Consider the following 25,731-nt stretch of genomic DNA (forward strand, 5'->3'; position numbering starts at 1 on the left):
GGCGGGGCCGGGTTGAACCGGCCCCGCCCCGGCAGGTGTTGCGGGTGTTACGGCGCCGGGACCGTCGGCACCGTGTAGGCCGCGTCCTTCATGACGAAGGTGGCCAGCGCCTGGCCGTCGCCCGGGGAGAGCGCGGTGAAGGTGACGCCCAGCTGCGCCGCCGCCTTCCGGGCGAGCTTGATGTCGTCGGTGGCGGTCACCTGGCCGCGCGGGATGACGAAGCGGTACGTGACCTCCGAGCCGTCGGTGAACTCCAGGCCGAGGGCCCGCTCGTCGAAGGTCGGGCCGTCCGGCACGTCGAACTGGAAGACGTGCGAGGCGTCGCCGTCCTTGCGGATGTCCGTGGACTTGCCGCCGAGGAAGAACGGCAGCGTGTCCTCGTTGAACTGGAGCATCGCGAACTTCAGCGTCAGGTCGCGGTCCGCGTAGACGAACCGGGCCGGGCTGATGGACTGCCACGTCTCGACCGGGTCCAGCTTGTCCTTCTTGGCGAAGGTCACGCCTTCGGTGGAGGTGTAGCCGAGGTCGGTCCAGGCCGGACCCCAGTCGGCCGCCGGGTTGTCGGAGAAGGACTCCGGCAGCGGCGCGTCGATCTCGGCGACGAGGATGCGACCGGTTCCGGCCACGCGGATCTCGGAGGCGTTGTTGCCTGCCATGGATGGCTCCTTGGGTGGTTGGTCCCTGAAGAGGGCGGGTGTGGTGCCGGGTGGTGCGTGCCGTACCGGGTACGGCAAAGGCCCCGCCGGAGGGCAGGGCCTGGTCTGTGGGGCGCGTACGAGCCGGTGTCCGTACGGGGTGGTGGGCGTACGGCTCCCAGGGCGTACCGCTTCGTGGGCGTACGGCCTCGAAGGCGTACGGACCGCGGTCAAAGAGGCGTACGGGACCGGTCCGAGGCGTACGGGACCGGTCCGAGGCGTACGGGACCGGCGTACCGCGTCAGCCGATGCGCAGCGAGACGCGTAGGACGCACAGGTAGCGGTTGGCCGCCGGGTACAGGTACTCGGGCAGCCAGCGCGGGCCGTCCGACTCGACGACATCGCTGATCACGATGTTCGTCCCGTACCGCCGGCCGACCGCGGCGAGCAGTTCGGCCCGGGCGGAGTTGGCCAGGCGGTGCGCCGTGGCCTTGTCCGGCCCGTAGGCCTCCAGCTCGATGAGCGGCTGGTCCAGGTGGAGGTCGTCGATCCAGGCGCCACCGCGCCGGGAGACGATCACCGCCTTCTGCGTGCCGTCGAAGCCCGGTGGCGGAGTCTCGTCCACGACCGCGTCCGCCAGATCGGCGCGCTCGGAGAGAAGCTCCACGACGATGGCTTCCACGTCGGGGAAGGTGCTCGGAGGTGAGGTCATGGCAGGGCGATCACTCCTGTTCGCGGAGGTGGTCATGGAGGCGTCCGGCGAAGCGGTCGAGGCGCGCTCGAAGGGCCGGAACGCGGGCGGCGGAGCCGCGCCCGGAGGGTGGGCGCAGCTCCGCCGCTGCACCTATTGTGACCGAGATCGTGCGAGCACGCAACCTGTTGGCGCGGATGCGCAATTTCACCGCGCGCGATTCCGGCACCACCCGCACCTCGCCGACGTGCGGTGGGGCCTGTTCTCGCCTCCCGCATCCCCGCCCCCGGTGCGTTAGTCTGCGGTTATCGAACTGGCATTCGAAAGGCGGCGGTTCCGCAGCGGGAAGCGCCCGGGACGAGGCGTGTGGAGCGAGGGAGCGGGGGAGCGGGTGGACGGGAGTGAGCCGGTGATCAGTGCCCAGGAGCGGCTGGCCGATGTCATGGCTGCGGCGGTCGAGGTGGCCGCGGAGTCGGGAGAGTCGGGTACGTACACCGCGGAGGTCGCCCGCACCCTCACCGCCGTCGTGGGCAAGGTCGGCGCGAGAATCGCCGTCGAGGCGGAGACGCGCGGGTTCCGCAGCGGCTGGGGCGAGGCGATCGCGCTGGTCTCCGGTGGCACGGAGAGCGGGGCCCAGGTGCTCCGTATGACGAACGCGAACGCGCCGGAGAAGTAGCCGGGGAGGCGGCAAAAAGAGGGGCGGCCCGTTCGGGCCGCCCCTCTTTCACATCTCCTCTTCCGTTCAGTGCGCTCCGGGCGCCTTCCGCCGGGCCGCCCGCTCCGCCGCGAAGACGTCCTCCAGCCGGAACGTGTGCGCCCGGCCCCGCCGGCCCGCCGGGCTGAGGTGGCCCAGCTGGACCCACTTGCGGATCGTCGCCGGGGTCACGCCCGCCTCGTACGCGGCCAGGGCGCCCGTCACCAGGGTCGGGGCCGGGCCCGTCATCGGCTCTCCTCGCGCCGCGCGGTGTCCGCCGTGCCGGCGGTGAGGTCCGGCTCCCGCCGCGCCGTGTCCGCCGCCGAGGCCGTCAGCTCCGCGAGGTCGGCGCCCGACTCCGCCGCCAGCCGCACCCACGCGCCCTCGCTCCACGCGTGCCGGTGCGCCGGATCCGTACGGCACTCGCAGGCCCGGTCCGCGCAGCGGCAGGCCGGGTTGACGCAGAGGACCGCGCGGCGCGCGGGGAAGGCCCGCAGCGAGACCGAGTCGCACCAGGGGCAGCGGCCGCTCACCCGTACCACCGGTTCGGCGCCGCCCAGGGCCCGGGTGCAGCGCCGGGACATCCGGCGGACCTCGTCCCGGACGTGTTCGAGGAGTACGTCGTCGGCGGCGGCCCGGTCGAGCAGCCCCGCGATCCGCAGCAGCCGGCCGGCCACCTGCTCGCGGCGCGGGCGGGCCAGCCGCAGCCGGTCGTGGACGGCCTCGTCCAGCTCGATCACGCCATCCGTGATGTCCCGTACGGCATCGGAGATGTGCAGCCGGAGCGGCGAGGTGCGGGAGCCGGACGGGGCCGAGCGGGTGCCGGACGGAGTCGGTCGCGGGGCGGAGGGGGAGTGGTAGGCGGGGGCCAGCTCGGTGAGCAGCTCCGGGAACTGGCGCAGCAGCAGCTCGATCCAGAGCACGGCGTCCGCGGCCACGGCGTCCGTGGTGGCGTCGGGTGTCCGCGTGTTCGATGTGGATGCGTTCGGTGTGTTCATGGCGATCCCTTCTCCCCGCACGAGATGTTGCGAGTCCGCACACTGACATGTTGCGCGCTCGCACGCAAGGAGGATTGAAGGGCTGCGCAATCTTTATCTCCGCAGATTTTGCTCAAACGGTATGGGCCGACGGGGTAATTCCTTGCGCGCAAGCGCGATAGTGTGATGGTTGCTTCGGAGGGAGGCGAGTGCCCCATGACCACGGGCGAACTCGACAGCTTCGCGACCTGGATCGAGGAACTGATCCGTCGGCGCGGCTTCGACATCGACAGTCCACGCGGCGGCGGCAAATCCCGTCTCGCCGACGAGGCCGGAGTCCACCGGGCCGCCATCACCCGCCTCCTCCAGCGCCAGAGCATGCCCGACCTGGAGACGACCAGGCGCCTCGCCCAGGTGCTCCAGGTCCCGGTGCGCGACATGCTCATCCGCTCCGGCCGGCTCACCGAGGAGGACCTGCCGCTGCCGTCCGCGCCGACGGGCGCGCCGATGGCGGGCGGGCGTCCGCTCACCCTCGAAGAGGCCGCCGTCGCGCTCGGCGTACCGGCGGACCGGCGCGAGATGTTCGTCCGGGTCGCGGGCCAGTTCCTCCCCGACCCGACGGCTGCCACCGCCGACCGCCGGACCCCGCTCGCCTCCGACTGAGCCCGGGGCCGCCCCGGCGTGTCGGGGTGGACGGCATTTGTTTTGACCCAGGTCCGTGAGGTAGGTACGCTCAAGCCTTGTGCCTGGGGTGTGCCTGGGCTCCGGTGCGTGTCCTCAACCGCAGCGCGAGCCCGTTTGTAGCCGCCGCAATCTGCGCCCTTCTGCCCCTAGGGCGGTAGTCAGCAGTATTTCGACACACCCGACCGCGTGGGTCGGGATGTTCCAGGTTAGTTTCACGAACGGCACACAGAAACCGGAGAAGTAGTGCCTACGATCCAGCAGCTGGTCCGGAAGGGCCGGCAGGACAAGGTCGAGAAGAACAAGACGCCCGCGCTCGAGGGTTCGCCCCAGCGTCGTGGTGTCTGCACGCGTGTGTTCACGACCACCCCGAAGAAGCCGAACTCGGCGCTCCGTAAGGTCGCGCGTGTGCGTCTGACCTCCGGCATCGAGGTCACGGCCTACATCCCGGGTGAGGGACACAACCTGCAGGAGCACTCCATCGTGCTCGTGCGTGGTGGCCGTGTGAAGGACCTGCCGGGTGTTCGTTACAAGATCATCCGCGGCTCCCTTGACACCCAGGGTGTCAAGAACCGCAAGCAGGCCCGCAGCCGCTACGGCGCCAAGAAGGAGAAGTAAGAATGCCTCGTAAGGGCCCCGCCCCGAAGCGCCCGGTCATCATCGACCCGGTCTACAGCTCTCCTCTTGTCACCTCGCTGATCAACAAGATCCTGCTCGACGGCAAGCGTTCCACCGCCGAGCGGATCGTGTACGGCGCCATGGAAGGCCTCCGCGAGAAGACCGGCAACGACCCGGTCATCACGCTGAAGCGCGCGCTTGAGAACGTCAAGCCCTCGCTCGAGGTCAAGTCCCGCCGTGTCGGTGGCGCCACCTACCAGGTGCCGATCGAGGTCAAGCCCGGTCGCGCCTCCACCCTCGCTCTGCGCTGGCTCGTCGGTTACTCCCGCGCCCGTCGCGAGAAGACCATGACCGAGCGCCTCATGAACGAACTGCTCGACGCCTCCAACGGCCTCGGCGCTTCGGTCAAGAAGCGCGAGGACACCCACAAGATGGCCGAGTCCAACAAGGCCTTCGCGCACTACCGCTGGTAGTCGCTACCCCCATCGAGACCGAGAGAAGATTGAGCCTTATGGCCACCACTTCGCTTGACCTGGCCAAGGTCCGCAACATTGGGATCATGGCCCACATCGACGCGGGCAAGACGACCACCACTGAGCGGATCCTCTTCTACACCGGCGTGAGCTACAAGATCGGTGAAGTCCACGACGGCGCTGCCACGATGGACTGGATGGAGCAGGAGCAGGAGCGCGGCATCACGATCACGTCCGCCGCGACGACCTGTCACTGGCCGCTCAACGATGTTGACCACACCATCAACATCATCGACACCCCGGGTCACGTCGACTTCACCGTCGAGGTGGAGCGTTCGCTCCGCGTCCTTGACGGCGCCGTCACCGTGTTCGACGGTGTCGCCGGCGTCGAGCCGCAGTCCGAGACCGTCTGGCGTCAGGCGGACCGCTACGGCGTGCCGCGTATCTGCTTCGTCAACAAGCTCGACCGCACCGGTGCGGACTTCTTCCGTTGCGTCGAGATGATCGTGGACCGCCTCGGCGCGACCCCGATCGTCATGCAGCTCCCCATCGGCGCCGAAGCGGACTTCACCGGCGTCGTCGACCTCGTGTCGATGAAGGCCTTCGTGTACCCCGAAGAGGCCGCCAAGGGCGAGATGTACAACGTCGTCGACATCCCGGAGAACCTCCAGGAGTCGGCCGTCGAGTGGCGCGGCAAGCTCCTCGAGGCCGTCGCCGAGAACGACGACGCCATGATGGAGCTGTACCTGGAGGGCAACGAGCCCACCCAGGAGCAGCTGCACGAGGCGATCCGCCGCATCACCCTGGCCTCCAAGGGCAGCGCCGACTCCGTCACCGTCACCCCGGTGTTCTGTGGCACCGCGTTCAAGAACAAGGGCGTCCAGCCCCTGCTCGACGCGGTCGTGCGCTACCTGCCTTCGCCCCTGGACGTCGAGGCCATCGAAGGCCACGACGTCAAGGACCCGGAGAAGGTCATCGCCCGCAAGCCTTCGGACGACGAGCCGTTCTCCGGCCTGGCGTTCAAGATCGCGAGCGACCCGCACCTGGGCAAGCTCACCTTCGTCCGGATCTACTCCGGTCGCCTGGAGGCCGGCACCGCGGTGCTGAACTCCGTCAAGGGCAAGAAGGAGCGCATCGGCAAGATCTACCGCATGCACGCGAACAAGCGTGAGGAGATCGCGTCGGTGGGCGCCGGCGACATCATCGCCGTCATGGGCCTGAAGCAGACCACCACCGGTGAGACGCTGTGCGACGACAAGAACCCGGTCATCCTGGAGTCCATGGACTTCCCGGCGCCGGTGATCCAGGTCGCCATCGAGCCCAAGTCCAAGGGTGACCAGGAGAAGCTGGGTGTCGCCATCCAGCGCCTCTCGGAGGAGGACCCCTCCTTCCAGGTGCACTCCGACGAGGAGACCGGCCAGACCATCATCGGTGGTATGGGCGAGCTTCACCTCGAGGTGCTCGTCGACCGCATGAAGCGCGAGTTCCGCGTCGAGGCGAACGTCGGCAAGCCCCAGGTCGCGTACCGCGAGACGATCCGCAAGGCCGTCGAGCGCATCGACTACACGCACAAGAAGCAGACCGGTGGTACCGGTCAGTTCGCGAAGGTGCAGATCGCTCTCGAGCCCATCGAGGGTGGCGACGCGTCCTACGAGTTCGTCAACAAGGTCACCGGTGGCCGCATCCCCCGTGAGTACATTCCCTCGGTGGACGCGGGTGCTCAGGAAGCCATGCAGTTCGGCATCCTGGCCGGTTACGAGATGGTCGGCGTCCGCGTCACCCTTCTCGACGGTGGTTACCACGAGGTCGACTCCTCGGAGCTCGCCTTCAAGATCGCCGGTTCGCAGGCGTTCAAGGAGGGTGCCCGCAAGGCCTCTCCCGTGCTCCTGGAGCCGATGATGGCCGTCGAGGTCACCACGCCCGAGGACTACATGGGCGATGTCATCGGCGACCTCAACTCCCGCCGTGGCCAGATCCAGGCCATGGAGGAGCGCAGCGGCGCTCGCGTCGTGAAGGGCCTCGTGCCCCTCTCGGAGATGTTCGGCTACGTCGGAGACCTCCGCAGCAAGACCTCGGGTCGCGCAAGCTACTCGATGCAGTTCGACTCCTACGCCGAGGTTCCGCGGAACGTCGCCGAGGAGATCATCGCGAAGGCCAAGGGCGAGTAACTCTCCCGAGCTCACGCTTTAGGCTTGTCACCGGAGCCGGGCGGGCATGCGGCACAGCGCGCGAGCACTGTGCCGTATGCCCCCGGCGCCGGCACCCCAGCAAAGATCACCTGGCGCCGATGAAGCAAGGCGTACAGAACCACTCAGGAGGACCCCAGTGGCGAAGGCAAAGTTCGAGCGGACTAAGCCCCACGTCAACATCGGCACCATCGGTCACATCGACCACGGTAAGACGACCCTCACGGCCGCCATTACCAAGGTGCTGCACGACGCGTACCCGGACCTGAACGAGGCCTCGGCCTTTGACCAGATCGACAAGGCTCCCGAAGAGCGCCAGCGCGGTATCACCATCTCCATCGCGCACGTCGAGTACCAGACGGAGTCGCGTCACTACGCGCACGTCGACTGCCCCGGTCACGCGGACTACATCAAGAACATGATCACGGGTGCGGCGCAGATGGACGGCGCCATCCTCGTCGTCGCCGCCACCGACGGCCCGATGCCGCAGACCAAGGAGCACGTGCTCCTGGCCCGCCAGGTCGGCGTTCCGTACATCGTCGTCGCCCTGAACAAGGCCGACATGGTGGACGACGAGGAGATCCTGGAGCTCGTCGAGCTCGAGGTCCGTGAGCTCCTCTCCGAGTACGAGTTCCCGGGCGACGACCTCCCGGTCGTCAAGGTCTCGGCGCTCAAGGCGCTCGAGGGCGACAAGGAGTGGGGCCAGACCGTCCTCGACCTGATGAAGGCCGTCGACGAGTCCATCCCGCAGCCCGAGCGTGACGTCGAGAAGCCGTTCCTCATGCCGATCGAGGACGTCTTCACGATCACCGGTCGCGGTACGGTCGTCACCGGCCGCATCGAGCGTGGTGTCCTGAAGGTCAACGAGACCGTCGACATCGTCGGTATCAAGACCGAGAAGACCACCACCACGGTCACCGGCATCGAGATGTTCCGCAAGCTGCTCGACGAGGGCCAGGCCGGTGAGAACGTCGGTCTGCTCCTCCGTGGCATCAAGCGCGAGGACGTCGAGCGCGGCCAGGTCATCATCAAGCCGGGTTCGGTCACGCCGCACACCGAGTTCCAGGCGCAGTCCTACATCCTGTCGAAGGACGAGGGTGGCCGTCACACCCCGTTCTTCAACAACTACCGCCCGCAGTTCTACTTCCGTACCACGGACGTGACGGGCGTGGTGACCCTTCCCGAGGGCACCGAGATGGTCATGCCGGGTGACAACACCCTCATGGACGTCTCGCTGATCCAGCCGGTCGCCATGGAAGAGGGCCTGAAGTTCGCCATCCGTGAGGGTGGCCGGACCGTGGGCGCCGGCCAGGTCACCAAGATCATCAAGTAGTTCTCTGCTTGGTCCTTGGACCTGGTGGCTCACCGAGCCGCAAGAAGGGCCCCGCTCCTCGCAGGAGGAGCGGGGCCCTTCGCCGTGTCCGGAAGCTCAGGCGTACGGAGGCGAGGTCGCGGCGGCGTCCGCCCGCTCCACGGTGGCCGTCAGGGTGAAGGTCCCGTCCTCGGCCCCGGCGGTGAACTCCCCGCCCAGCGCCAGGACACGCCCGCGGAGCCCGGCCAGCCCCGTGCCGTGCCGTCCGGACGCCGGTGACGCCGATGGAGCAGGCTCGGCGCCGTCGTTGCGGACCGTCAGCCGGACCGCCGTCCCGTCCGTGCGCAGAGTGATCGAGCAGTGCGTGGCCCGGCTGTGCTGGAGTACGTTGCCGACGGCCTCACGCAGGACGAAGCGCAGGCAGCCCACGACCGCCGGAGCGGCCTCGGTCCGCGGCGGCAGCACGGTCCGCACCTCCACGCCGGACGCGGTGAGGACCCGCTGCGCGTGCGCGAGCTCCTCGGAGAGCGAGAGGCCGCCGCCCGGCCGGCTGATGGAGCGCACGTCGTCGTGGAGCCGCCGGGCCAGCCCGATGATCTCGGTCAGCGCGGCCCGCTCCTGCGCGGAACCGCCGCGCAGCGCGCTCTCGCCCTGGAGCGTGATCGCCGCCAGCGACGACCCGACCAGGTCGTGCAGATCCTGCTGCATCCGCGCCCGCTCCCGCTGCTCGGCCAGGTGCGCCGCGTGCTCCCTGCTGCTGTGCAGCCGGGCCGCGAGCAGCGCCAGGTGAGCCACCGCGAAGACGGTGCTCGCGGTGATCGCCGTACCGAGCGCGATGCTGAGCGCGCTCCGGTCGGTGTCGATGAACCCGGTGGTGGCCAGCAAGGGGGGCAGCGGCCGCCGCCGTTGAGCGAGGGCCACGAACCTCCGGAACCGTGAACGCCCGGGCCGTGGGCGATAATCGAATACGTGATCAGGGTGTTGGTGGTCGACGACCATGACGTGGTGCGGTCCGGCCTGACGGTGCTCCTGTCGGCCGAACTCGGCATCGAGGCGGCCGGCCAGGCGGCGGACGGCTCCGCCGCGCTCGCCGAGGCGGAGCGGCTGCGGCCGGACGTGGCGCTGCTCGACATCGACCTGCCGGGTCTCGACGGGATCACCGTCGCCGCCGGGCTCGCGGAGCGCCTGCCTTCCTGTCGTACGGTGATGCTCACCGCGCTCGACCGACCGGGCCATCTGCGCCGGGCGCTGGCCGCCGGGGCCGTCGGCTACCTGCTCAAGAGCACTCCTCCGGCGGGCGTCGCCGACGCCGTCCGGCGGGTCGCCGCGGGCGGCCGGGCCATCGACGCCCGGATGCGGGAGGAGGAGCGCTCGGGGCCGAGCCCGCTCACCGACAAGGAGGCCGAGGCCCTCCGGCTCGCCGCCGAGGGCGCGCACTCCCGCGAGATCGCCGCCGATCTGTTCCTCAGCGTGGGCACCGTACGCAACCGGCTCTCGTCGGCGGTCGGCAAGCTCCACGCCCGCACGCTGGTCGACGCCGTCCGGATCGCCACGCACCACGGCTGGCTGTAGGGTCCGGCGCCACATGGATGTAGGGCCCCGGTACCTCAGGGCGGAGAGGTAAGGGGGCCCTACGGTCTTGCGGGGGCGGCGGGTCGGTCAGGTGCCCGCCGCCCCGAGGGGTGACGGCAGGTCAGACGCCCGCGATGGACCGGATCCAGGAGCGGTACGCGGTGACGTTCGTGTAAGCCGTCGTGGTCTGCCGGTCGCTGGTGGAGGCCACGCCGACCTGGATGCCGTTGGCCGTCATCGGGCCGCCGGAGTCGCCGCCGGCGGTGATGCCGTTGCCGCGGCGGGCGCAGATCGCCGAGCCGCCGTACGCGTCACCGCAGCCGCCGGTCACCGTCACGTTGGCGACCTTCAGGTAGCGCGACTGGCAGTTGGCCTCCGAGCCGCACTGCGAGGTGGCGCCCCAGCCCCAGACCTGGACGCTCTGTCCGACGCTCACCGAACCGGGGTTGCCGAGGCGGGAGTAGGTGGTCTGCACGGAGCGGTCCAGGCGGACCAGCGAGATGTCCGCGCTGTGGTTGTACGTCTGGACGCCGTTGGCCACCACGCCGCCGCTGTGCTGGTCGAGGCTGCCGATGCGGAACGACAGACCGCCGCCGGTGACACAGTGCCGGGCGGTGAGGATCCAGGTCGGCGCGATGATCGTCGCCGAACAGGTCTCTCTGCCTTGCGAGAAGAGCCGCGCGGCCCACGGCGCGTTGGACGCCTGGCCGCCGCCGATGATCTGCGTGGTGGGCGGCGGGGCGTCCTGGAGCGGGGTCTGCGGTGCGGCGGTGGCGGCGGGGGAGAGAAGAGCGAGGATGGTGGCCGCCGCGGCGAGGGCAGCGGGAACTAGCCTTGCTATTCGCATGGTTCCTCATTTCGGGGAGCACGCTGAGGGGCGTGTTTGTGGGGGTTGACGGCCCTAGAGTGTCGAAGAACCCATCGGCCGGGTACTAACGCTTTCCCATAACGCCGCGTTATGCCCCGGCGAACCTTAGGTAGCGCCACGGATGCGTCGTATCCCCTTTACCGGCAGCCGCTTCAGGCAGCTGCTCCCGGACGCCAGATCCACGGCACCGCGTCCGGCCCGAACCCCACGACCGCAGGCGTTCCGTCCGCCGCGAGGTGGAGCGCCGGCCCGTCCAGCGCGACCGGCCCCCGTGAGCGTACGGCGGTGGCTTTCGCGGTACGGAGGTGGAGTGCGCCATCCGCGCCACGGCCGAGCAGGACCGGGCCGCCGGCGAAGGAGGCGGCGGCCACCGGACCGTATCCGTCGAAGCGCGGAGCCGGCTCTCCGCCCACCACGGTGAGTTCGGCAGCGGCGGCGGCCCGGTAGTACAGCGCCACCGACCCGTCCGGCGCGGCGACGGCTGCCGGTGCGTGGGAGGGGACAGGGGCCTCGGTCAGCTGCGTACGGGCGGTGACCTCCGCGCCCGGCGCGTCCTGGGTCCAGTGGTGTACGGAGTGGTGTCCGGCCGCGTACACATGCACGCACCCCGAGGCGTCCACCACCGCGCTCAGCCCGTCCTGCGCCTCGCCGCCGCCCAGATCGCGCCACGCACCCCAACGACCGCTGCCCGCCTCGCGTATTCGGGTGCTCAGCCCCTTCTCCGCGTTCCGTACGAAGAGGTGGACGCGGCCGTCCGGCGCGGCGACCGCGACCGGTACGCCGATGCGGCGGCCGTGGTCGCCGCCCGTCGCCGGGTTGCCGAGCCCCTCCCAGGCGCGGAAGGGGCCGCCGGGCGAGTGCTGCTCCAGCACCACGATCTCGCGCTCGTTGTCCGAGCCGTGCCCGCCGAGCGCCGCGAACCGCAGCCCGAACAGCAGGTGGCGCCCGTCCGCCGTGGCCGCAGAGCCGAGGACCGGCGCGAGCGGGCCGCCGCCGAGGTCGTCCGGCGCGTCCCAGACGCCGCTGCCGGGCGCGCCCTCGCGCCACCGCACCGCGCGCAGGCCCAGCACGCCGTACGCGGTGAGCCGGCCGTCCGGGCCGGAGGCGACGGCGGTGCGCGGGCCCGGATAGCGGTGGTGGGTGGAGCGGACCCAGCCTTTCCGGTTGGTCAGCGGACGGTCGCCGCCGACGTTGTAGTCGCCGCAGCCGGGCGGATTGCCGCACTCCCAGTCGGGCGAGCCGCCGTACGGGACGAGGTGGGCGGCCTTGCGCTCCAGCACCTTCGGCGGCAGGTTCTTGGGCCAGTGCCGGCCGTAGTAGCCGCGGAACGAGGAGACCGCGAACCCGGGAACCGGCTCCCCGGCCGCCGTCGCCCGCGCCGCCCAGCGGATCAGCGCCGCCCAGGCGAAGCAGCCGGTCGCGGTGTGGTCGGCGTGGTCGGAGTAGCCGCGCTGCTCACTGTCCCGGCGCCGCTCGTACTCCGAGCTGAACTGGAGGTCCGGATCGGGGTCCAGGGTGTGCACGAGGGTGGGCCGGTACCGCTCCAGCAGCCCGGCGAGGACGTCGATGAGACCGTCGTACGTATACGAACCGGCCCTGCCCACCGGAGAGTTGTCCGCCACGACGGTACGGAGCACGAGCCGCCGGTCCTGCCAGAGGCTCGGCAGCCCCAGCCGGCCCCGGCCGGTGTGCATCGCGGTGTTGAGGAAGACCAGCTCGACCCGGCGCACTCCGTTCACCAGGACGTTCACCTCGGCGCTGTGGCCGCCGTGCAGCGCGAGCGCCGACCGCTCCCAGGGCGTGAAGCGGTCGAGGCCGAGCAGGACGGCGTACGCCTGGCGCAGGCCCTGGTGGCGGGAGGAGGAGTACGCGGCGCGGTCGGCGGCCGGGCGGCGCGCGCCGGGGATCTTGTTGACGCCGTCCGCCTCGCCCGCGGTCAGGTACACGCAGACCAGCGGAGTTCCGGCGTCCAGCGACTGCCGGGTGTCCGGGTTCATGAAGTAGAGGTCGTCGTCCGGGTGGGCCAGGAACTGCATGATCCGCGCCCGGCGCGTGGTCGTTATGGCCAGCCCGGGCGCCGGGTCCGGCACGGGACCCCGGCGCCTCGGAGCCGGTACGGCACATCCGGCGAGCGCGGCGGTCGCGGTGGCCGTGAGGAGGAGCGTGCGCCGGGGCACCCGTATTCGGGACAGGACAGGTCGATCCACCACGCCGCGCACTCCGTCCGCCCGCTTCCCCCGCAGCGGGCGAACGGTCGCCCTGTCCTGCGTACTCCTGGCTCTTCGCGCAGGTCAGTGGCTGGTCGAGCCGCACCTGCGCGGGGTTAGACGGAGAGCGCGGCGGAGAGGTTGCCCGGCCAGGGTGTGGCGTCGCGCACCAGGGGCACGCCGTCGGGGCCTCGCGGGAGCCCGGTGAGGATGCGTACGGCTGCTCGCACGACACCTCGGCACCGCCGGATGCGCGCCCGCGTTTGACCGATCCCTCGGCCGGGGTAGGATCCTGGGCTCGATTGGCCAGGCGCGCGCCGCGTATGGCACACTGACCAGGTTGCTCGGTTGAGTGTCAATGCTGCGCGCCTCCCGCCGGGAGGACCGGAAGCGAGTCCCACAGTACTCGTCGGCCCTGTATGGGTCGGACGTACGGGAATCTTCCGGGAAGCAATGCAGGGCGCCGGCCAGGCACCCGGTGGGTGTTCCGCCCCCGGTTCCGCGGTCCCAGGGCCCGCGCCCCCTTGGTTGGGATTTCCTTCGGGAGATTTTCGTAGAGGGGATGCGACACGCCCGACCGCGTGGGTCGGAGGAGGAGTCCAGAGAACCCCCGGGTTCCAGAGCGTTACGAGAGACAGGACTACTAGTAGCCATGGCGGGACAGAAGATCCGCATCCGGCTCAAGGCCTACGACCACGAGGTCATCGACTCCTCGGCGAAGAAGATCGTCGAGACGGTGACCCGCACTGGTGCGTCGGTCGCGGGCCCGGTGCCGCTGCCCACTGAGAAGAACGTGTACTGCGTCATCAAGTCGCCGCACAAGTACAAGGACTCTCGCGAGCACTTCGAGATGCGCACGCACAAGCGCCTCATCGACATCCTCGACCCCACGCCGAAGACGGTTGACTCGCTGATGCGCCTCGACCTCCCGGCGGGCGTCGACATCGAGATCAAGCTCTGAAGGGACGGGCCGAGATGAGCAAGAACATCAAGGGCGTCCTGGGCGAGAAGCTCGGCATGACCCAGGTCTGGGACGAGAACAACCGGGTCGTCCCGGTGACCGTCGTCAAGGCCGGGCCGTGCGTCGTGACGCAGGTTCGCACCAACGACAGCGACGGCTACGAAGCGGTCCAGATCGCCTTCGGCGAGATCGACCCGCGCAAGGTGAACAAGCCCCTCAAGGGTCACTTCGCCAAGGCCGACGTCACCCCGCGCCGCCACCTGGTGGAGCTCCGCACCCCTGACGCCAGCGAGTACACGCTGGGCCAGGAGGTCACTGCCGAGGTGTTCGAGTCCGGCGTCAAGGTCGACGTCACGGGCAAGAGCAAGGGCAAGGGCTTCGCCGGTGTCATGAAGCGTCACAACTTCAAGGGCCTCGGCGCCGGGCACGGCACCCAGCGCAAGCACCGTTCCCCCGGTTCCATCGGTGGCTGCGCCACCCCTGGGCGTGTCTTCAAGGGCATGCGCATGGCGGGCCGTATGGGTAACGAGCGCGTCACCACCCAGAACCTGACCATCCACGCGGTTGACGCGGAGAAGGGTCTGCTCCTCATCAAGGGCGCGGTCCCCGGTCCGAACGGCGGCCTCGTCCTGGTCCGTACCGCGGCCAAGGGGGCTTGAGGTAATGAGCACCATTGACATCCTTTCGCCGGCAGGCGACAAGGCCGGTACCGTCGACCTCCCCGCGGAGATCTTCGACGCGAAGACCAGCGTTCCGCTGATCCACCAGGTCGTTGTCGCTCAGCTGGCGGCTGCCCGTCAGGGCACGCACAAGACCAAGCGCCGCGGCGAAGTCCGCGGTGGTGGCAAGAAGCCTTACCGCCAGAAGGGCACCGGCCGCGCCCGTCAGGGTTCGACCCGCGCCCCGCAGTTCGCCGGTGGTGGCGTCGTCCACGGCCCGCAGCCGCGTGACTACTCGCAGCGGACCCCGAAGAAGATGAAGGCCGCCGCCCTGCGCGGTGCCCTCTCCGACCGGGCCCGTCACTCCCGTATCCACGTCGTCACCGGCGTGGTCGAGGGTGCCGCCTCCACGAAGGCCGCCAAGACGCTGCTCGGCAAGATCTCGGAGCGCCAGAACCTGCTCCTGGTCGTCGACCGCGCCGACGAGGCCGCGTGGCTGTCCGCGCGCAACCTGCCCCAGGTGCACATCCTGGAGCCGGGCCAGCTCAACACGTACGACGTGATCGTCTCTGACGACGTGGTCTTCACCCAGGCCGCTTTCGAGTCCTTCGTGTCTGGCCCCCAGACCGCTGAGACCGAAGGGAGCGACGCCTGATGAGCGAGGCGACCGTTACCAGCAAGACGTACTCGGACCCGCGTGACGTTCTCGTCAAGCCCGTGGTCTCCGAGAAGAGCTACGCGCTGCTCGACGAGAACAAGTACACGTTCATCGTCGCGCCCGGCTCCAACAAGACCCAGATCAAGCAGGCCGTGGAAGCGGTCTGGTCGGTCAAGGTCACCGGGGTCAACACGATCAACCGGCAGGGCAAGCGCAAGCGCACCCGCACCGGCTTCGGCAAGCGCGCCGACACGAAGCGCGCCATCGTGACCCTCGCCGAGGGCGACCGTATCGACATCTTCGGCGGCCCGACCTCCTAATAAGGGGTCGAGTCGTCCGGAATCGGACGAGGACTGAGAAATGGGTATCCGCAAGTACAAGCCGACGACCCCGGGCCGTCGTGGCTCCAGCGTCGCCGACTTTGTCGAGATCACGCGGTCCACGCCGGAGAAGTCGCTGGTCCGCCCTCTGCACAGCAAGGGCGGCCGTAACAACGCCGGTCGTGTGACCGTTCGCCACCAGGGTGGTGGCCACAAGCGCGCCTACCGCGTGATCGACTTCCGTCGTCACGACAAGGACGGCGTGCCGGCCAAGGTCGCGCACATCGAGTACGACCCGAACCGCACCGCGCGCATCGCGCTGCTGCACTACGCGGACGGCGAGAAGCGTTACATCGTCGCTCCCCGTGGCCTGTCGCAGGGTGACCGTGTCGAGAACGGTCCGACCGCCGACATCAAGCCCGGCAACAACCTGGCGCTGCGCAACATCCCGGTCGGTACGACCATCCACGCCATCGAGCTGCGGCCCGGCGGCGGCGCGAAGTTCGCCCGTTCCGCGGGTGCCTCCGTGCAGCTGCTGGCGAAGGAGGGCACCATGGCCCACCTTCGTATGCCGTCGGGTGAGATCCGCCTGGTCGACGCGCGCTGCCGCGCGACGATCGGTGAGGTCGGCAACGCCGAGCAGTCGAACATCAACTGGGGCAAGGCCGGCCGCATGCGCTGGAAGGGCGTCCGCCCGACCGTCCGCGGTGTCGCGATGAACCCGGTTGACCACCCGCACGGTGGTGGTGAAGGCAAGACCTCCGGTGGACGTCACCCGGTCTCGCCGTGGGGTCAGAAGGAGGGTCGTACTCGTTCTCCCAAGAAGGCGAGCAACAAGTACATCGTCCGCCGCCGCAAGACGAACAAGAAGCGCTAGGAGCGGGTTTAGATGCCGCGCAGTCTCAAGAAGGGGCCCTTCGTCGACGGCCACCTCATCAAGAAGGTGGACGTACAGAACGAGGCAGGCACCAAGAACGTCATCAAGACCTGGTCCCGTCGCTCGATGATCGTCCCGGCCATGCTGGGTCACACCATCGCGGTGCACAACGGCAAGATCCACGTCCCGGTGTTCGTCACCGAGTCGATGGTCGGCCACAAGCTCGGCGAGTTCTCGCCGACTCGCACCTTCCGCGGCCACGTCAAGGACGACCGGAAGTCGAAGCGCCGCTAGCGCGGGGTGGAAACGACTATGACTTACACCGAAGGGACAACCATGGAAGCCAGGGCCCAGGCGCGGTACATCCGCGTCACGCCCATGAAGGCCCGCCGAGTGGTGGACCTCATCCGTGGCATGGATGCCACGGAGGCTCAGGCGGTCCTGCGTTTCGCCCCGCAGGCCGCGAGCGTGCCGGTTGGCAAGGTGCTGGACAGCGCCATTGCCAACGCCGCACACAACTACGACCACACCGACGCCTCTTCGCTGGTCATCAGCGAGGCGTACGTGGACGAGGGCCCGACCCTGAAGCGGTTCCGTCCGCGTGCTCAGGGCCGTGCCTACCGGATCCGTAAGCGGACCAGCCACATCACCGTGGTCGTCAGCAGCAAGGAAGGAACCCGGTAATGGGCCAGAAGGTAAACCCGCACGGGTTCCGGCTCGGCATCACCACGGACTTCAAGTCCCGCTGGTACGCCGACAAGCTGTACAAGGACTACGTCAAGGAAGACGTCGCCATTCGTCGCATGATGACGAAGGGCATGGAGCGGGCCGGCATCTCGAAGGTCGAGATCGAGCGCACCCGCGACCGCGTCCGTGTCGACATCCACACCGCCCGTCCGGGCATCGTCATCGGTCGCCGTGGCGCCGAGGCCGATCGCATCCGCGGCGAGCTGGAGAAGCTGACCGGCAAGCAGGTCCAGCTGAACATCCTCGAGGTCAAGAACCCCGAGGTGGACGCTCAGCTGGTGGCCCAGGCCGTCGCCGAGCAGCTCTCCTCCCGCGTCTCCTTCCGTCGGGCCATGCGTAAGAGCATGCAGTCCTCGATGAAGGCCGGCGCCAAGGGCATCAAGATCCAGTGCGGCGGTCGCCTCGGCGGCGCCGAGATGTCCCGCTCGGAGTTCTACCGCGAGGGCCGCGTGCCCCTGCACACGCTCCGCGCGAACGTCGACTACGGCTTCTTCGAGGCCAAGACGACCTTCGGCCGCATCGGCGTGAAGGTCTGGATCTACAAGGGCGACGTCAAGAACATCGCCGAGGTTCGCGCCGAGAACGCCGCGGCCCGCGCCGGCAACCGTCCGGCTCGTGGCGGCACCGACCGCCCGGCCGGCCGTGGTGGCGGCCGTGGTGGCGAGCGTGGCGGTCGCGGCCGTAAGCCGCAGCAGTCGCCGGCAGCCGAGGCCCCCAAGGCCGACGCCCCCGCCGCCGCTGCTCCGGCTGCTGAGAGCACCGGAACGGAGGCCTGACCGAAATGCTGATCCCCCGTAGGGTCAAGCACCGCAAGCAGCACCACCCGAAGCGCAGCGGTATGTCCAAGGGTGGCACGCAGGTTGCGTTCGGCGAGTACGGCATCCAGGCGCTGACCCCGGCGTACGTGACGAACCGTCAGATCGAGTCCGCTCGTATCGCGATGACCCGTCACATCAAGCGTGGCGGCAAGGTCTGGATCAACATCTACCCGGACCGTCCCCTGACGAAGAAGCCTGCCGAGACCCGCATGGGTTCCGGTAAGGGTTCTCCCGAGTGGTGGATCGCGAACGTCAAGCCCGGTCGGGTGATGTTCGAGCTGTCCTACCCGAACGAGAAGATTGCTCGTGAGGCGCTCACCCGCGCTGCTCACAAGCTTCCGATGAAGTGCCGGATCGTTCGGCGCGAGGCAGGTGAGTCGTGATGTCGGCCGGTACCAAGGCGTCCGAGCTGCGCGAGCTGGGCGACGAGGAGCTCCTCAACAAGCTCCGCGAAGCCAAGGAAGAGCTGTTCAACCTCCGCTTCCAGGCGGCGACGGGCCAGCTCGAGAACCACGGCCGGCTCAAGTCCGTCCGTAAGGACATCGCCCGGATCTACACCCTGATGCGTGAGCGCGAGCTGGGCATCGAGACGGTGGAGAGCGCCTGATGAGCGAGAAGACTGTGACTGAGACCAACACCGACCGCGGTTTCCGCAAGACCCGTGAGGGTCTGGTCGTCAGCGACAAGATGGACAAGACCGTCGTCGTCGCTGTCGAGGACCGCGTGAAGCACGCGCTGTACGGCAAGGTCATCCGCCGTACGAACAAGCTCAAGGCCCACGACGAGCAGAACTCCGCCGGCGTCGGCGACCGCGTCCTCATCATGGAGACGCGTCCGCTGTCCGCCTCGAAGCGCTGGCGCATCGTCGAGATCCTCGAGAAGGCCAAGTAATTCCTGAGGGGTTCCCCTCAGGTCAGTTCCGCCAGGCTCGGTGAGGTGCCTCTCCCATAGCGGAGAGGCACCCGCCGGGAACCGGCAGACGATCAGGAGATAGACGTGATCCAGCAGGAGTCGCGACTGCGCGTCGCCGACAACACGGGTGCGAAGGAAATTCTCACCATTCGTGTTCTCGGTGGCTCGGGTCGCCGCTACGCGGGTATCGGTGACGTCATCGTCGCCACCGTCAAGGACGCGATCCCCGGTGGCAACGTGAAGAAGGGTGACGTCGTCAAGGCCGTCATCGTTCGCACCGTCAAGGAGCGTCGTCGTCAGGATGGCTCGTACATCCGCTTCGACGAGAACGCCGCCGTCATTCTGAAGAACGACGGCGACCCCCGCGGCACCCGCATCTTCGGCCCGGTGGGCCGGGAGCTGCGCGAGAAGAAGTTCATGAAGATCATCTCGCTCGCGCCGGAGGTGCTGTAAGCATGAAGATCAAGAAGGGCGACCTGGTCCAGGTCATCACCGGTAAGGACAAGGGCAAGCAGGGCAAGGTCATCGTGGCCTACCCCGCTCAGGACCGCGTCCTCGTCGAGGGTGTCAACCGGGTCAAGAAGCACACCAAGGCCGGTCAGACGGCTCGCGGTTCGCAGACGGGTGGCATTGTCACCACCGAGGCCCCGATCCACGTCAGCAATGTTCAGCTGGTCGTGGAGAAGGACGGCAACAAGGTTGTCACCCGCGTCGGCTACCGCTTTGACGACGAGGGCAACAAGATCCGCGTTGCCAAGCGGACCGGTGAGGACATCTGATGACTGCCACCACTGCGCCGCGTCTCAAGACGCGCTACCGCGAGGAAATCGCCGGCAAGCTGCGTGAGGAGTTCTCGTACGAGAACGTCATGCAGGTTCCCGGTCTGGTCAAGATCGTGGTCAACATGGGTGTGGGCGACGCCGCCCGCGACTCCAAGCTGATCGACGGTGCCGTCAAGGACCTCACCACGATCACCGGTCAGAAGCCGGCCGTCACCAAGGCCCGCAAGTCCATCGCGCAGTTCAAGCTGCGCGAGGGCCAGCCGATCGGCTGCCACGTCACCCTCCGTGGTGACCGGATGTGGGAGTTCCTGGACCGTACGCTGTCGCTCGCGCTGCCGCGTATCCGTGACTTCCGTGGCCTGTCGCCGAAGCAGTTCGACGGCCGTGGCAACTACACCTTCGGTCTCACGGAGCAGGTCATGTTCCACGAGATCGACCAGGACAAGATCGACCGGGTCCGGGGCATGGACATCACCGTGGTCACCACGGCGACCAACGACGACGAGGGTCGTGCCCTCCTTCGTCACCTCGGCTTCCCGTTCAAGGAGAACTGACCGTGGCGAAGAAGGCTCTGATCGCTAAGGCCGCCCGTAAGCCGAAGTTCGGCGTTCGCGGGTACACCCGCTGCCAGCGCTGCGGCCGGCCCCACTCCGTCTACCGCAAGTTCGGCCTGTGCCGCGTGTGCCTTCGTGAGATGGCTCACCGTGGCGAGCTGCCGGGCGTGACCAAGAGCTCCTGGTAACTCTCCTCCGCCCTAGGGCGAAGGGAAGTTCTGGAGACTCTCGGTAAGCATCTGGGTCGGCAGGAGCCCGTCCTTTCATGCCGTAGGCTTGAAGGGTTGGGCGCCTGCCGCCCACGACCGACTTACTACGCCGTAGGTCCCCGCACCGCACCCGTCCCACCACTGAGTGGGGAGAGGGATGGCGCATACAGGAAACCCCGGCGAGAGAGGCCGAAGGCCAACTCATGACCATGACTGATCCCATCGCAGACATGCTCACGCGTCTGCGTAACGCGAACTCGGCATATCACGACGATGTCGCGATGCCGCACAGCAAGATCAAGTCGCACATCGCGGAGATCCTCCAGCAGGAGGGCTTCATCACCGGCTGGAAGGTCGAGGACGCCGAGGTCGGCAAGAACCTCGTCCTCGAGCTGAAGTTCGGCCCGAACCGCGAGCGCTCGATCGCCGGCATCAAGCGGATTTCGAAGCCGGGTCTGCGTGTATACGCAAAGTCCACCAACCTGCCGAAGGTCCTCGGCGGTCTGGGCGTGGCGATCATCTCCACGTCCCACGGCCTCCTGACCGGCCAGCAGGCAGGCAAGAAGGGCGTAGGTGGGGAAGTCCTCGCCTACGTCTGGTAGTCGGGAAAGGAAGGAAAGCTCATGTCGCGAATCGGCAAGCTCCCCATCCAGGTTCCCGCCGGTGTGGACGTCACCATCGATGGCCGTACGGTCGCCGTGAAGGGCCCCAAGGGTTCCCTCACGCACACCGTTGCCGCGCCGATCGAGGTCTCCAAGGGTGAGGACGGCGTGCTCAACGTCTCCCGCCCGAACGACGAGCGTCAGAACAAGGCCCTCCACGGCCTGTCCCGCACGCTGGTGGCGAACATGATCACCGGTGTGACCACGGGTTACAGCAAGGCGCTCGAGATCAGCGGTGTCGGTTACCGCGTCCAGGCGAAGGGCTCCAACCTGGAGTTCGCCCTGGGCTACAGCCACCCGATCCTCATCGAGGCTCCGGAAGGCATCACCTTCAAGGTCGAGTCGCCCACGAAGCTCAGCGTCGAGGGCATCGACAAGCAGAAGGTCGGCGAAGTGGCCGCCAACATCCGCAAGCTGCGGAAGCCCGACCCGTACAAGGCCAAGGGCGTCAAGTACGCCGGCGAGGTCATCCGCCGCAAGGTCGGAAAGGCTGGTAAGTAGCCATGGCATACGGTGTGAAGATCGCCAAGGGCGACGCTTACAAGCGCGCTGCTCGCAAGCGCCGCCACATCCGCGTCCGCAAGCACATGTCGGGTTCGCCGGAGCGTCCCCGTCTGGTCGTGACGCGTTCCAACCGCCACATCGTGGCCCAGGTCATCGACGACATCGCGGGCCACACGCTCGCGTCGGCGTCGACCCTGGACACCTCGATCCGTGGTGGCGAGGGTGACAAGAGCGCCCAGGCCCAGCAGGTCGGCGCCCTGGTCGCCGAGCGTGCCAAGGCCGCAGGCGTCGAGGCCGTCGTGTTTGACCGCGGTGGTAACCAGTACGCCGGGCGGATTGCCGCTCTGGCTGACGCCGCCCGTGAAGCCGGGCTGAAGTTCTAAGCCCCGGTTCCTACGCACAGCGGACGTAACAGAGAGAGGTAAATCCAATGGCTGGACCCCAGCGCCGCGGAAGCGGTGCCGGTGGCGGCGAGCGGCGGGACCGGAAGGGCCGTGACGGTGGCGCCAGCGCCGCCGAGAAGACCGCGTACGTCGAGCGCGTCGTCGCGATCAACCGCGTCGCCAAGGTTGTGAAGGGTGGTCGTCGCTTCAGCTTCACCGCGCTGGTCGTGGTGGGCGATGGTGACGGCACCGTCGGTGTCGGATACGGCAAGGCCAAGGAAGTTCCCGCGGCCATCGCCAAGGGTGTCGAAGAGGCCAAGAAGAACTTCTTCAAGGTCCCGCGCATCCAGGGCACCATCCCTCACCCGATCACGGGCGAGAAGGCTGCGGGCGTCGTCCTGCTCAAGCCGGCTTCCCCCGGTACCGGTGTCATCGCCGGTGGCCCGGTGCGTGCCGTGCTCGAGTGCGCCGGCGTTCACGACATCCTGTCGAAGTCGCTTGGCTCGTCCAACGCGATCAACATCGTGCATGCGACCGTGGCGGCCCTCCAGGGCCTGCAGCGTCCCGAGGAGATCGCGGCTCGCCGTGGTCTGCCGCTCGAGGACGTCGCCCCCGCGGCTCTGCTGCGTGCACGTGCGGGAGCGGGTGCGTAATGGCTCGCCTCAAGATCACGCAGACGAAGTCGTACATCGGCAGCAAGCAGAACCACCGCGACACCCTGCGTTCGCTCGGGCTCAAGCGCCTGAACGACTCGGTTGTCAAGGAGGACCGCCCCGAGTTCCGCGGAATGGCCAACACCGTCCGCCACCTCGTGACGGTTGAGGAGGTTGACTGACATGGCGGAGAACAGCCCGCTGAAGGCCCACAACCTCCGGCCTGCCCCGGGCGCCAAGACCGCCAAGACCCGTGTGGGTCGTGGTGAGGCGTCCAAGGGTAAGACCGCAGGCCGTGGTACCAAGGGTACGAAGGCTCGTTACCAGGTTCCGGAGCGCTTCGAGGGTGGCCAGATGCCCCTCCACATGCGTCTCCCGAAGCTCAAGGGCTTCAAGAACCCGTTCCGCACGGAGTACCAGGTCGTGAACCTGGACAAGCTCGCGACGCTCTACCCCGAGGGTGGAGAGGTCACGGTGGCCGGTCTGGTCGCCAAGGGCGCTGTGCGCAACAACCACCTCGTCAAGGTCCTCGGACAGGGCGAGATCTCCGTGGCGCTGCAGGTTTCGGTTGACGCCGTCTCCGGCTCCGCCAAGGAGAAGATCACCGCCGCCGGCGGTACGGTCACCGAGCTCGTCTGAGCCGCGGGACAGAACTGGGCCTGGCCGGCCACCTCTTCGGAGGTGGCCGGCCAGGCTTTTTCTTGTTTGTGGCGCTGTACGGGAACCGTAAAGGCTCAGGAAAGGTTGAACGGGTGTCCACCGCACCGGCGGTGGGGGAGTCCGAGGTCGTTCACGTCCCAATTGGTGTGGCTTGGCCGGTCTTTCACGGCCCGGGGCGGGGAGCAGGCGTTGCACCGGTGTGCAGTGCGTGTTTCCTGCTCAGTCCCGGGCCGGGTAGGGTGGCGCCGTTAATCTTTTGTGGCCTCCTTACGATGTAGGGCTGCCTTGTATCCGATCCCGTCCAGTCCCATCCAGACCCGTCGCCTCTGACGCATAGCGCGGGGGTCGCAGGAGGCACCGTGTTCACCGCGTTCGCCCGAGCGTTCAAGACGCCCGACCTGCGCAAGAAGCTGCTCTTCACACTCGGCATCATCGTGATCTACCGGCTCGGGGCCCACGTCCCGGCCCCCGGGGTCGACTACGCGAAGGTGCAGCAGTGCATCGACCAGGCCGATTCGGGTGGCCTGCTCGGTCTGATGCAGATGTTCAGCGGTGGCGCCCTGTTGCAGATCACCATCTTCGCGCTCGGCATCATGCCGTACATCACGGCCAGCATCATTCTCCAGCTGCTGACCGTCGTCATTCCCCGGCTGGAAGCCCTCAAGAAGGAGGGCCAGTCCGGCACGGCGAAGATCACGCAGTACACGCGTTATCTGACCGTGGCGCTGGCCGTCCTCCAGGGCACCGGCCTCGTCGCGACCGCCCGGAGCGGGGCGCTGTTCCAGAACTGCTCCGTGGGCAGCCAGATCGTCGCCGACAAGTCGATCTTCACGACCCTGGTCATGGTGATCACCATGACCGCCGGTACGGCCGCGGTCATGTGGCTCGGTGAGCTCATCACCGACAAGGGCATCGGCAACGGCATGTCGATCCTCATGTTCATCTCGATCGCCGCCACGTTCCCCGGCGCCCTGTGGGCCATCAAGGAGAGCGGCAAGCTGGCCGACGGCTGGATCGAGTTCGGCACGGTCATCCTCATCGGCTTCGTCATGGTCGCCCTCGTCGTCTTCGTCGAGCAGGCCCAGCGCCGCATCCCGGTGCAGTACGCGAAGCGCATGATCGGACGCCGTTCCTACGGCGGTACGTCCACGTACATCCCGCTGAAGGTGAACCAGGCGGGTGTGATTCCCGTCATCTTCGCCTCCTCGCTGCTCTTCATCCCGTCACTGATCGTCCAGTTCTCCGGATCCACCGCCGGCTGGGCCACCTGGATCCAGGACCACTTCGTGACGGGTGACCACCCGTATTACATCGCGGTGTACTTCGTACTCATCGTGTTCTTCGCCTTCTTCTACGTGGCCATTTCGTTCAACCCCGACGAAGTCGCCGACAACATGAAGAAGTATGGTGGCTTCATCCCGGGCATCCGGGCAGGTCGACCTACTGCCGAGTACCTGAGCTACGTGCTCAACAGGATCACTTGGCCGGGCTCGCTGTACCTGGGCCTGATCGCTCTGGTGCCGACGATGGCGTTGGCAGGCTTCGGCGGTGCGAACCAGAACTTCCCGTTCGGCGGGACGAGCATCCTCATCATCGTGGGTGTGGGTCTGGAAACCGTGAAGCAGATCGAGAGTCAGCTCCAGCAGCGCAATTACGAAGGGTTCCTCCGCTGATGCGAATCGTCCTCGTCGGGCCTCCGGGTGCCGGCAAGGGAACGCAGGCTGCGTACCTTGCCCAAAACCTGTCGATTCCGCACATCTCCACGGGCGACCTCTTCCGCGCCAACATCAGCCAGGGCACCGACCTTGGCAAGCAGGCCCGCGCCTACATGGACGCAGGCCAGCTGGTGCCGGACGAAGTCACCATCGGGATGGCCAAGGACCGCATGGGCCAGTCGGACGCCGTGAACGGCTTCCTGCTGGACGGCTTCCCGCGGAACGTCGGCCAGGCCGAAGCCCTTGACGTGATGCTCAAGGACGAGGGCGTGAAGCTGGACGCGGTCCTCGATCTCGAGGTCCCCGAGGAAGAGGTCGTCAAGCGGATCGCGGGCCGCCGCATCTGCCGTAACGACAGCGCGCACGTCTTCCACGTGACGTACAACCCGCCGAAGACCGAGGGCGTCTGCGACGCCTGCGGCGGCGAGCTGTACCAGCGGGACGACGACAGCGAGGAGACGGTCCGGACGCGGCTGGAGGTCTACCACACGCAGACCGAGCCGATCATCGACTACTACCGGGCCCAGGGCCTGGTGGTGACCATCTCCGCGCTCGGCAAGGTCACCGAGGTGACCGAGCGTGCCATGGCGGCTCTGCAGAAGTCCGACGACCAGGACTGAGCCCCACCCGTACCACCGCTGTGCAGTCGGGGGGGGGGGCCCCCGGCCCCGCCGGCCCCCGGGGGCGCCCGGAGAGGTGGGGGGGGCGCGGGGGGGGCCGCCCCCCGCCCCCCGAGGAGCCGA

General features: G+C 68.2%; 37 protein-coding genes. 30 read left to right on the top strand and 7 right to left on the bottom strand.

Translation table 11 applies throughout. The features are described 5' to 3' along the window. Positions 1-47: 47 nt before the first annotated feature. Positions 48-656, bottom strand: a complete 609-nt coding sequence (locus tag ABZ267_RS32715) for a phage tail protein (protein ID WP_356747814.1) — start codon at positions 654-656, stop codon at positions 48-50. A gap of 280 nt (positions 657-936) precedes the next feature. After that, complete coding sequence (locus tag ABZ267_RS32720) at positions 937-1,347, bottom strand: hypothetical protein (protein ID WP_019765138.1); 411 nt, start codon at positions 1,345-1,347, stop codon at positions 937-939. 343 nt (positions 1,348-1,690) lie between these two features. On the opposite strand from ABZ267_RS32720, the gene ABZ267_RS32725 reads away from it, so the two are divergent. Beyond that, the gene (locus ABZ267_RS32725) at positions 1,691-2,002 is read left to right on the top strand and encodes a hypothetical protein (protein WP_356747816.1); all 312 of its coding nucleotides are present in this window, start codon (positions 1,691-1,693) and stop codon (positions 2,000-2,002) included. A 66-nt stretch (positions 2,003-2,068) separates the two neighbouring features. Here ABZ267_RS32725 and ABZ267_RS32730 read toward each other — a convergent pair whose 3' ends face one another. Both ABZ267_RS32730 and ABZ267_RS32735 read right to left on the bottom strand, forming a co-directional pair. Beyond that, on the bottom strand, positions 2,069-2,269 hold the full coding sequence (locus tag ABZ267_RS32730; protein WP_356747818.1) for a hypothetical protein: 201 nt from the start codon (positions 2,267-2,269) through the stop codon (positions 2,069-2,071). Then, the gene (locus tag ABZ267_RS32735) at positions 2,266-3,018 is read right to left on the bottom strand and encodes a hypothetical protein (RefSeq protein WP_356747820.1); all 753 of its coding nucleotides are present in this window, start codon (positions 3,016-3,018) and stop codon (positions 2,266-2,268) included. The genes ABZ267_RS32730 and ABZ267_RS32735 overlap by 4 nt, the downstream gene beginning before the upstream one ends. A gap of 195 nt (positions 3,019-3,213) precedes the next feature. Between ABZ267_RS32735 and ABZ267_RS32740 the strand changes: the two genes are divergently transcribed. The 5 genes from ABZ267_RS32740 (at position 3,214) to tuf (ending at position 8,288) form a co-directional block, all read left to right on the top strand. Then, positions 3,214-3,660, top strand: a complete 447-nt coding sequence (locus ABZ267_RS32740) for a helix-turn-helix transcriptional regulator (protein ID WP_356747822.1) — start codon at positions 3,214-3,216, stop codon at positions 3,658-3,660. Positions 3,661-3,924: 264 nt separating this feature from the next. Then, positions 3,925-4,296, top strand: a complete 372-nt coding sequence (gene rpsL, locus ABZ267_RS32745; protein WP_003948652.1) for a 30S ribosomal protein S12 — start codon at positions 3,925-3,927, stop codon at positions 4,294-4,296. Between the two features lie 2 nt (positions 4,297-4,298). Beyond that, positions 4,299-4,769 carry a 30S ribosomal protein S7 gene (rpsG, locus tag ABZ267_RS32750; RefSeq protein WP_003966970.1) on the top strand — a complete coding sequence of 157 codons (471 nt, stop codon included), beginning with the start codon at positions 4,299-4,301 and terminating at the stop codon, positions 4,767-4,769. Positions 4,770-4,807: 38 nt separating this feature from the next. Beyond that, on the top strand, positions 4,808-6,937 hold the full coding sequence (fusA, locus tag ABZ267_RS32755; protein ID WP_324796169.1) for an elongation factor G: 2,130 nt from the start codon (positions 4,808-4,810) through the stop codon (positions 6,935-6,937). Positions 6,938-7,094: 157 nt separating this feature from the next. After that, positions 7,095-8,288, top strand: coding sequence for an elongation factor Tu (gene tuf / locus ABZ267_RS32760; protein ID WP_007445914.1), 1,194 nt, complete (start codon positions 7,095-7,097; stop codon positions 8,286-8,288). Positions 8,289-8,384: 96 nt separating this feature from the next. Here the strand turns inward: tuf and ABZ267_RS32765 are convergent, their stop codons facing one another. After that, a complete protein-coding gene (locus ABZ267_RS32765; protein ID WP_356747824.1) occupies positions 8,385-9,152 on the bottom strand; it encodes an ATP-binding protein in 768 nt (255 codons plus the stop codon). Between the two features lie 84 nt (positions 9,153-9,236). Here ABZ267_RS32765 and ABZ267_RS32770 point away from each other — a divergent pair, with 84 nt between their 5' ends. After that, positions 9,237-9,839, top strand: coding sequence for a response regulator transcription factor (locus ABZ267_RS32770; protein WP_356747826.1), 603 nt, complete (start codon positions 9,237-9,239; stop codon positions 9,837-9,839). 121 nt (positions 9,840-9,960) lie between these two features. Here ABZ267_RS32770 and ABZ267_RS32775 read toward each other — a convergent pair whose 3' ends face one another. Beyond that, on the bottom strand, positions 9,961-10,686 hold the full coding sequence (locus tag ABZ267_RS32775) for a trypsin-like serine protease (RefSeq protein WP_356747828.1): 726 nt from the start codon (positions 10,684-10,686) through the stop codon (positions 9,961-9,963). 173 nt (positions 10,687-10,859) lie between these two features. Beyond that, complete coding sequence (locus ABZ267_RS32780; protein WP_356747887.1) at positions 10,860-12,884, bottom strand: PIG-L family deacetylase; 2,025 nt, start codon at positions 12,882-12,884, stop codon at positions 10,860-10,862. A gap of 682 nt (positions 12,885-13,566) precedes the next feature. On the opposite strand from ABZ267_RS32780, the gene rpsJ reads away from it, so the two are divergent. The 23 genes from rpsJ to ABZ267_RS32895 all read left to right on the top strand — a co-directional run bounded on the left by rpsJ (position 13,567) and on the right by ABZ267_RS32895 (position 25,608). Beyond that, entirely contained in the window at positions 13,567-13,875 is a 309-nt protein-coding gene (rpsJ, locus tag ABZ267_RS32785) for a 30S ribosomal protein S10 (RefSeq protein ID WP_003948644.1), read from the top strand. Between the two features lie 14 nt (positions 13,876-13,889). Then, the gene (rplC, locus tag ABZ267_RS32790) at positions 13,890-14,534 is read left to right on the top strand and encodes a 50S ribosomal protein L3 (RefSeq protein ID WP_003966960.1); all 645 of its coding nucleotides are present in this window, start codon (positions 13,890-13,892) and stop codon (positions 14,532-14,534) included. 4 nt (positions 14,535-14,538) lie between these two features. Then, a complete protein-coding gene (gene rplD, locus ABZ267_RS32795; protein WP_003966959.1) occupies positions 14,539-15,189 on the top strand; it encodes a 50S ribosomal protein L4 in 651 nt (216 codons plus the stop codon). Further along, the gene (gene rplW / locus ABZ267_RS32800; RefSeq protein WP_356747830.1) at positions 15,189-15,512 is read left to right on the top strand and encodes a 50S ribosomal protein L23; all 324 of its coding nucleotides are present in this window, start codon (positions 15,189-15,191) and stop codon (positions 15,510-15,512) included. The genes rplD and rplW overlap by 1 nt, the downstream gene beginning before the upstream one ends. Positions 15,513-15,552: 40 nt before the next feature. After that, positions 15,553-16,389: a 50S ribosomal protein L2 gene (gene rplB / locus ABZ267_RS32805; protein ID WP_003966957.1), complete on the top strand. Its 837-nt coding sequence runs from the start codon at positions 15,553-15,555 to the stop codon at positions 16,387-16,389. A gap of 12 nt (positions 16,390-16,401) precedes the next feature. Continuing rightward, positions 16,402-16,683, top strand: coding sequence for a 30S ribosomal protein S19 (rpsS, locus tag ABZ267_RS32810; protein ID WP_003966956.1), 282 nt, complete (start codon positions 16,402-16,404; stop codon positions 16,681-16,683). Between the two features lie 42 nt (positions 16,684-16,725). Next, positions 16,726-17,073, top strand: a complete 348-nt coding sequence (gene rplV / locus ABZ267_RS32815; protein ID WP_004571827.1) for a 50S ribosomal protein L22 — start codon at positions 16,726-16,728, stop codon at positions 17,071-17,073. Then, complete coding sequence (rpsC, locus tag ABZ267_RS32820) at positions 17,073-17,912, top strand: 30S ribosomal protein S3 (protein WP_018510593.1); 840 nt, start codon at positions 17,073-17,075, stop codon at positions 17,910-17,912. The genes rplV and rpsC overlap by 1 nt, the downstream gene beginning before the upstream one ends. Positions 17,913-17,917: 5 nt before the next feature. Continuing rightward, positions 17,918-18,337, top strand: coding sequence for a 50S ribosomal protein L16 (gene rplP, locus ABZ267_RS32825; protein WP_003966953.1), 420 nt, complete (start codon positions 17,918-17,920; stop codon positions 18,335-18,337). Continuing rightward, entirely contained in the window at positions 18,337-18,561 is a 225-nt protein-coding gene (gene rpmC, locus ABZ267_RS32830; RefSeq protein WP_003966952.1) for a 50S ribosomal protein L29, read from the top strand. The genes rplP and rpmC overlap by 1 nt, the downstream gene beginning before the upstream one ends. Beyond that, positions 18,561-18,845, top strand: coding sequence for a 30S ribosomal protein S17 (rpsQ, locus tag ABZ267_RS32835; protein ID WP_003966951.1), 285 nt, complete (start codon positions 18,561-18,563; stop codon positions 18,843-18,845). Before rpmC ends, rpsQ begins: the two co-directional genes overlap by 1 nt. 105 nt (positions 18,846-18,950) lie before the next feature. Next, entirely contained in the window at positions 18,951-19,319 is a 369-nt protein-coding gene (gene rplN / locus ABZ267_RS32840; protein ID WP_003966950.1) for a 50S ribosomal protein L14, read from the top strand. A 2-nt stretch (positions 19,320-19,321) separates the two neighbouring features. Continuing rightward, complete coding sequence (gene rplX / locus ABZ267_RS32845; protein ID WP_003966949.1) at positions 19,322-19,645, top strand: 50S ribosomal protein L24; 324 nt, start codon at positions 19,322-19,324, stop codon at positions 19,643-19,645. After that, positions 19,645-20,202: a 50S ribosomal protein L5 gene (gene rplE, locus ABZ267_RS32850; RefSeq protein WP_003966948.1), complete on the top strand. Its 558-nt coding sequence runs from the start codon at positions 19,645-19,647 to the stop codon at positions 20,200-20,202. The genes rplX and rplE overlap by 1 nt, the downstream gene beginning before the upstream one ends. Before the next feature lie 2 nt (positions 20,203-20,204). Then, entirely contained in the window at positions 20,205-20,390 is a 186-nt protein-coding gene (locus ABZ267_RS32855) for a type Z 30S ribosomal protein S14 (RefSeq protein WP_003948630.1), read from the top strand. A 224-nt stretch (positions 20,391-20,614) separates the two neighbouring features. Further along, positions 20,615-21,013 (top strand): 30S ribosomal protein S8, encoded by a 399-nt coding sequence (gene rpsH, locus ABZ267_RS32860; protein WP_205084438.1) that lies wholly within the window; start codon positions 20,615-20,617, stop codon positions 21,011-21,013. A 21-nt stretch (positions 21,014-21,034) separates the two neighbouring features. Further along, positions 21,035-21,574 carry a 50S ribosomal protein L6 gene (gene rplF / locus ABZ267_RS32865; protein WP_093693506.1) on the top strand — a complete coding sequence of 180 codons (540 nt, stop codon included), beginning with the start codon at positions 21,035-21,037 and terminating at the stop codon, positions 21,572-21,574. A 2-nt stretch (positions 21,575-21,576) separates the two neighbouring features. Beyond that, the gene (gene rplR / locus ABZ267_RS32870; protein WP_018510591.1) at positions 21,577-21,960 is read left to right on the top strand and encodes a 50S ribosomal protein L18; all 384 of its coding nucleotides are present in this window, start codon (positions 21,577-21,579) and stop codon (positions 21,958-21,960) included. A 47-nt stretch (positions 21,961-22,007) separates the two neighbouring features. Then, positions 22,008-22,613 (top strand): 30S ribosomal protein S5, encoded by a 606-nt coding sequence (gene rpsE, locus ABZ267_RS32875; RefSeq protein ID WP_003966944.1) that lies wholly within the window; start codon positions 22,008-22,010, stop codon positions 22,611-22,613. Next, entirely contained in the window at positions 22,613-22,795 is a 183-nt protein-coding gene (gene rpmD, locus ABZ267_RS32880) for a 50S ribosomal protein L30 (RefSeq protein ID WP_015610734.1), read from the top strand. Before rpsE ends, rpmD begins: the two co-directional genes overlap by 1 nt. Before the next feature lies 1 nt (position 22,796). Continuing rightward, positions 22,797-23,252: a 50S ribosomal protein L15 gene (rplO, locus tag ABZ267_RS32885; RefSeq protein WP_326704048.1), complete on the top strand. Its 456-nt coding sequence runs from the start codon at positions 22,797-22,799 to the stop codon at positions 23,250-23,252. A gap of 380 nt (positions 23,253-23,632) precedes the next feature. Beyond that, complete coding sequence (gene secY, locus ABZ267_RS32890) at positions 23,633-24,946, top strand: preprotein translocase subunit SecY (protein WP_356747835.1); 1,314 nt, start codon at positions 23,633-23,635, stop codon at positions 24,944-24,946. Continuing rightward, positions 24,946-25,608 carry an adenylate kinase gene (locus ABZ267_RS32895; RefSeq protein WP_356747837.1) on the top strand — a complete coding sequence of 221 codons (663 nt, stop codon included), beginning with the start codon at positions 24,946-24,948 and terminating at the stop codon, positions 25,606-25,608. Before secY ends, ABZ267_RS32895 begins: the two co-directional genes overlap by 1 nt. Positions 25,609-25,731: the final 123 nt, after the last annotated feature.

The organism is Streptomyces sp. NPDC006174, assembly GCF_040614075.1.
Classification (GTDB): domain Bacteria; phylum Actinomycetota; class Actinomycetes; order Streptomycetales; family Streptomycetaceae; genus Streptomyces.